The sequence below is a fragment of the Streptomyces sp. NPDC004561 genome, from assembly GCF_053602155.1.
On sequence record NZ_JBSGDB010000543.1, the window covers coordinates 1 to 5,463 of the forward strand.

The following is a 5,463-nucleotide window of genomic DNA, read 5'->3' on the forward strand; positions in this document are numbered from 1 at the left end:
TTCCTCGGGGCAGGCATCGTCAGATCTCCTCTCACGAGATCTATCTGACCCGCTGTCACCCCTCCTCGCATCTCGGGGGAAGCTCAGGGAACGGTGTCGGGCAGCGAGAATCCCCGAGGACAGGCCGTTCGCGACAAAGCCCGAACTGGCGCGCGCGATGGTGCTGCGTGCGCTCGCCTCCGCGCTGCCGATCGCCTGGGTGACGGCCGACGCGGCCTACGGGCAGGAACGGGGCTTCCGGCGGACGCTGGAGGATGCCGGTGTGGGTTATGTACTGGCGGTTCCCAAGTCACAGCAGGTCAAGTCGCCTGCGGGAAGCTGGCGCATCGACCACGTCCTGACCGGCGCACCAGACGACGCCTGGGGGCGGATCTCGTGCGGGGACGGAGCGAAGGGGCCACGGGTCTACGACTGGGCCGCGGCCAGGCTCCCTGCTGCCGACGACGAGAACGGCGAGGTACCCATGCACCACCGCTGGGTGCTGGCACGCCGCAGCCTGGCCCGCCCCTCGGAGATCGCCTACTACCTCGCCTTCGCACCACAGGGGACGACCGTCGGCGAGTTGGTCCGTGTGGCCGGCTCACGCTGGGCCATCGAGGAGTGCTTCCAGGCCGCGAAGAACGAGTGCGGCCTGGATGAGTACGAGGTCCGTCGCTACGTCGGCTGGTATCGGCACATCACACTGGCCATGTTTGCGCACTGCTTCCTGGCGGCGATGGCCGCCCACGCCCTCGAAAAGGGGGTCGCAGAAACGGTCCAGGCAGCCTCGTTCCCCTCACCGTGGCAGAAGTGCGACGGTTCTTGGATCTTGCCCATGTCCCGCCAGGCAGACCGCACCCATCCCAGCGTCGGCTCCACTGGTCGTACTGGCGGCGACGACACCAAGCCGTCGCACGGCACTGCCACTACCGGAGCCGCACGCACCCCGATCGGGTGGGTCACGAACCACCGCCCCCCTGATGGAGCGTCAGCCAAATAGGCTCGGAACAGACGCGTTGTGCTGTTCAATGGGCTGGGAGTGGACGGCGACCCCGGGCTCGGGTGCCCGGCTCAGTCGATACCGACCACGACCTTGCCGAACGCCTGCCCGGAAAGGTAGTAGGCGAAGGCGTCACGGGCCTCGGCAAACGGGAAGACCTGGTCGATCACCGGGCGGATCGCGTTCACGTCGACGGCGCGGACCAGGTCAGCCAGGTCCGCGCGGCTGCCGACGAAAACCCGCCGGACGGTGGTCATGGTGCGGGCGTAGGTGGCGGTATCGATCTGCAGGCAGGGCTCGGTGGCGCCGCCGCCCAGCATCACCACCTCACCGTACAGCGCCGACGACCGCATCGACTGCTCCATGGTGGCGGGGCCCATGGTGTCGAGGACTAGGTCAGCGCCCTCGCCGCCGGTGAGTTGGTGCACAGCCGCGCTCCACTCCGGCGTGCTCGTGTAGTTGATGACGTGGTCGGCCCCCAGCGTCTTCAGCCGCTCGGCCTTGGCATCGCTGGATGTGGTGCAGATGACCTGGCAGCCGGCTGCCTTGGCGACCTGGAGGGCGAACAGCGAGACGCCTCCGCTGCCCAGGGTGAGCACCGTGCGGCCCGGCAGCAGCCCTTGTCCGCCAGTGAGCGAGGTCCAGGCAGTCACGGCGGCGCAGGGCAAGGTGGCCGCCTCCGTCCAGTCGAGCGAGTCGGGCACGCGGACCGCCCACTCCTGGTCGAGCACGGCATACTCGGTGAGCATCCCGTCCAAGGTGTTTCCGAGCTGGTCGTACAGGTCCGTACTGAGCCGGCCGCCCTGCCAGCGCGGCCAGTAGCTACCCACCACCCGGTCACCGATCCGAAACCGGGTGACCCGCTCACCCGCCGCGACGACCTCACCCGCGCCGTCGCTGAGCGGGATCACGTCCGGGCGGGTGGGCAGCGGGTAGCGGTCGTGCATGATGAGCGCGTCACGCTTGTTGAACGCGGCAGCGCGGACCCGTATCAGGATCTCCCCAGGGCCGGGCGTGGGGATTCCCCGTTCACGCAGCACGATTCCGTCGAGGCTGCCCGGTGTCCGCAGGTGGTACGAGCGCATGGCTGATCCGATCTCCAGTGACGGTTGTCTGATGGATCGTCGGGCGTCGAGAGCCACCGCTCAATTCCCTGCCGGGAATGGCCACACGGCGTGCCGCTGCGCTACAACCCTCTGGTGAGCGAATCGGCCCCCGCAACAGTCGACCCCGCCGACTTTCCCGCCCAGGTGCGGCGGTGGCGCACCCTGCGCGGTCTCAGCCAGCTGGAACTGGCCCACCTGGCGGGGACCACGCAGCGGTACCTGAGCTTCATCGAACGCGGCCGCTCCCAGCCGGGGCGGGCCATCGTGCTGCGCCTGGCCGCATCCCTCGGTCTCACACTGCGCGAACGCAACGCACTGCTGCTCGCGGCTGGCTTCGCCGCGCAGTACCCGGAGTCCGCGCTGGACGCACCGCTGCTCCGGCCGGTGCACGAGGCCCTGCGGCGCATCCTGGACGGCCACCTGCCGTACCCCGCTCTGGTGGCCCGTCCGCACGGTGAACTCCTGGCCGCCAACCGGGCGTTCGACGTGCTCACCGAAGGCGCTGCACCGGAGCTGCTCAAACCGCCGCTGAACGTCTTCCGGCTGGCCCTGCACCCGGACGGCATGGCCCGCCGAGTCATCAACCTCGCCGAGTGGGGCCGCCACATCATCGAGAACCAGCGCGCCCGGGCCCGCCAGCATCAGGATGCCCGACTGGCCGCGCTCGCCGCCGAGTTGACCGGATACCTCCCGCCCGTCCAACCCGCCCAGGACCACCTGGGATTCGCCGTTCCGCTCCGACTTCGCTGCCCCGAGGGCGAGCTGCGGCTGCTGACCACCCGGACCACGTTCGCCACCGCCGTCGACGTCACGGTGGCGGAGCTGCATCTGGAGGCCTTCCTGCCCCTGGACGAGGAGTCGGCGGCGATCCTGCGGGCGCGGTGAGTCAGGTCGGGCGACCCATCGCGTACACCCGAGCGGTAGCTCCAGCGCACAGGTCCAGCCCGCAGGTGACCCCAGCATGGCAGTCCACCTCGCCATACCCGCACCCAGCTTGCTGTGCAGTCCCACTTCCGGGCCGTTGACCAGCGAAAATGGAGAAGTCCGGCTGGAGTACTAGGCCGGTGCGGCTTCGCGACGGACCCGCCCAGCCCGTAGGTCAGGGCGCTCACGATGTCCGCAATTGGCTGTGCCCATGTCGATGCCGACCACCGCGCCGGTCGCGGACAGGGGCGCGGGCTGAGTCTGCTCGGCGGTCGGAATGACGACCAGCGCCGGCCCTCGCGCTTGGTCGAGATCGTCTTGACCTTGCCGACCACCAAGCGGTGCTGGTGCGCCATGGCGTGCCCGACGCTTTGGAGGCCAACCTTGGGCGTTCACGTTCCTGGTGCGTCGGGACCCGCAATGCGCCGTGAACGAATGCTCTCGCCGGACCAACACCCATCACCTTTCCGAGGAAAGGGAGCCATCACCGCGGCGTTCAACCGCTTGGTGAGACCTTGACGGACGCGCATGCGTACCGCGCCCCCGAAGAGGCGTCCGTCCGATTCCCCCGGTTCCGCGCGACGGATCTGTCCTCCGGCCGCGTAGAGCAGACGACGGATTCACCTACGGAGGGGGCTGCACAGTGACAGCACGTGCACTCAAGGGGACATTGAGAGGTGCCAGGGGTACGGCGATCGCGGCGGCGGCGATGGCCGTGCTGACCGCATCGCAGGCGCCGGGGGCGGTCTCGGCCGCGGGCGCGGAGCCCGCGCGGGGGCAGGCACTCGCCAAGCACGGCCTGAGCGTGTCCGGCGACACGCCGTACCGCACCGGTCTTCCCCCGCTGCGGACGTGGAAGAAGAGCTCGGCACAGGGAGTGACGGGCGGCGGCGCCCTGCCCGCGAGCGTGTTCACCGCGTACCGGCGTGCCGAGGAGGAGTTGGCGCGCAGCGCGCCACGCTGCCGGCTGCGCTGGCAGCTGCTGGCCGCGATCGGGCAGGTGGAGTCCGGGCAGGCATGGGGCGGCCGGTTGACGCCGGACGGTACAACCGTGACACCTATCCTCGGCCCGCGGCTGACTGGCGGCGCCTTCGCCGTCGTGGCGGACACCGACGGCGGCGCGTACGACGGGGACGCGGTGTACGACCGCGCGGTCGGCCCGATGCAGTTCATCCCGTCCACCTGGGCCCGCTGGGGAACGGACGGCAACGGCGACGGACGGACGGACCCGAACAACATCTACGACGCGGCGCTTGCCGCCGGCCGCTACTTGTGCGCGGGCGGCCGGAACCTGTCGATTCCCGCCGACCTGGACCGGGCGATCCTGGGCTACAACCACTCGGACGCCTATCTGGGCACCGTCAAGGCGTGGTACGCGTACTACCTGACCGGACACCGCGTGGTGCCGGACGCGTCAGCCGGATCCCGGCCAGACGGGCCGAAGCCGTCCCGCCCGAAGAGGACGAAGCCCTCGTCGTCGAAGCCCTCGGACGACCGGAAGCCGGGCCCTGGGCCTTCGCGCAAGCAGTCGGCGCCGCCCGCCTCACCCTCCCCCCGCCCGTCCCCTACGGCCGGCGTCCCGAAGGCGTCCGGGACGCCACTGGTTCCCGTCCCCGAACCGACCCTCACGCTGCCCGGCGGCAGTGTGCTACCCGACGCGGGGCCGCTGACCACCAGCAACTAACCAGAACACAATGGGCGTCGCCCCCTCCACAACCACCGCTACTCGGCGGTAATGTCGCAACACCCGCCGGAAGCACAGAACCGCCGGGTGAGTGCGAAGGGGCCCTCATGGCGACGGACATGCCTGCGGACACAGCGGCTACTGACGAGCGTTGGAAGCGTATGTGGAGCCATCGCGAGCAGCTGCTCAAGGTGGCCCGGCGGCGATCCATGAGCCAGGAGGACGCCGAGGACGCCGTTCACGAGGCGATGCTGCGGGCCGCGGAGCGCCCGGACCTGGACGACGAGCGGCTCGGCGCCTGGCTGACGACGGTGACGATGCGGCTGTGCGTCGACCGGCACCGGCAGGTCAAACGCGAGGCCGAGGTGGGCAGGCGTCCCACACTGATTGCGCCGGGTCCGGTACCCGTCGAGGAGGCGGTGTGCGACCGGGCCGAGGCGAAGTGGCTGGCCGTGCGAAGCGGTGAGCTGCCCGCCCGCCAGGCGGAGGCGCTGCGGCTGAGGTCGGAGGACCTGGACGTTGGCCAGGTCGCCGTTCGGATGGGGTTGAGCTACCGGACCGTCGAGTCCCTGCTGGCCCGTGCCCGGCGGACGCTGCGCGCCTCGCTGGCTGGGACGCTCGGGCTTGTGCTGTTCCTGCTGGGGCGCGGCCGGCCGCGTGCGGGCGGCAAAAATCCTTGAGTGGAATATAATCAACTATGTTTAAGTTTGTCAAGTAAGAATTGGGATGCCGAGGTGGATAACGCGAACGTGTACGCCGAGCTGACCAAA

Annotated in this window: 4 protein-coding genes and 1 pseudogene; 4 read left to right on the forward strand and 1 reads right to left on the reverse strand. The window is 69.8% G+C overall.

Annotated elements, in window-relative coordinates:
- Positions 1-826: pseudogene (locus ACWEN3_RS40245) on the forward strand (IS701 family transposase); the annotation flags it as partial.
- 224 nt (positions 827-1,050) lie between these two features.
- Here the strand turns inward: ACWEN3_RS40245 and ACWEN3_RS40250 are convergent.
- Positions 1,051-2,064 carry a zinc-dependent alcohol dehydrogenase family protein gene (locus ACWEN3_RS40250; RefSeq protein WP_452981824.1) on the reverse strand — a complete coding sequence of 338 codons (1,014 nt, stop codon included), beginning with the start codon at positions 2,062-2,064 and terminating at the stop codon, positions 1,051-1,053.
- 111 nt (positions 2,065-2,175) lie between these two features.
- Between ACWEN3_RS40250 and ACWEN3_RS40255 the strand changes: the two genes are divergently transcribed.
- From ACWEN3_RS40255 to ACWEN3_RS40265, 3 genes are all read left to right on the forward strand, one after another.
- Positions 2,176-2,970 carry a helix-turn-helix domain-containing protein gene (locus tag ACWEN3_RS40255; RefSeq protein WP_452981833.1) on the forward strand — a complete coding sequence of 265 codons (795 nt, stop codon included), beginning with the start codon at positions 2,176-2,178 and terminating at the stop codon, positions 2,968-2,970.
- A gap of 682 nt (positions 2,971-3,652) precedes the next feature.
- Positions 3,653-4,693: a lytic transglycosylase domain-containing protein gene (locus ACWEN3_RS40260; RefSeq protein WP_452981827.1), complete on the forward strand. Its 1,041-nt coding sequence runs from the start codon at positions 3,653-3,655 to the stop codon at positions 4,691-4,693.
- A gap of 161 nt (positions 4,694-4,854) precedes the next feature.
- On the forward strand, positions 4,855-5,373 hold the full coding sequence (locus tag ACWEN3_RS40265; RefSeq protein ID WP_452981830.1) for an RNA polymerase sigma factor: 519 nt from the start codon (positions 4,855-4,857) through the stop codon (positions 5,371-5,373).
- The last annotated feature ends 90 nt before the right edge of the window (positions 5,374-5,463 follow it).

Bases quoted from the DNA above. Each gene is read 5' to 3' on its own strand.
- ACWEN3_RS40265 (WP_452981830.1), top strand. From the start codon at position 4,855: ATGTGGAGCCATCGCGAGCAGCTGCTCAAGGTGGCCCGGCGGCGATCC.
- ACWEN3_RS40250 (WP_452981824.1), bottom strand. From the start codon at position 2,064: ATGCGCTCGTACCACCTGCGGACACCGGGCAGCCTCGACGGAATCGTG.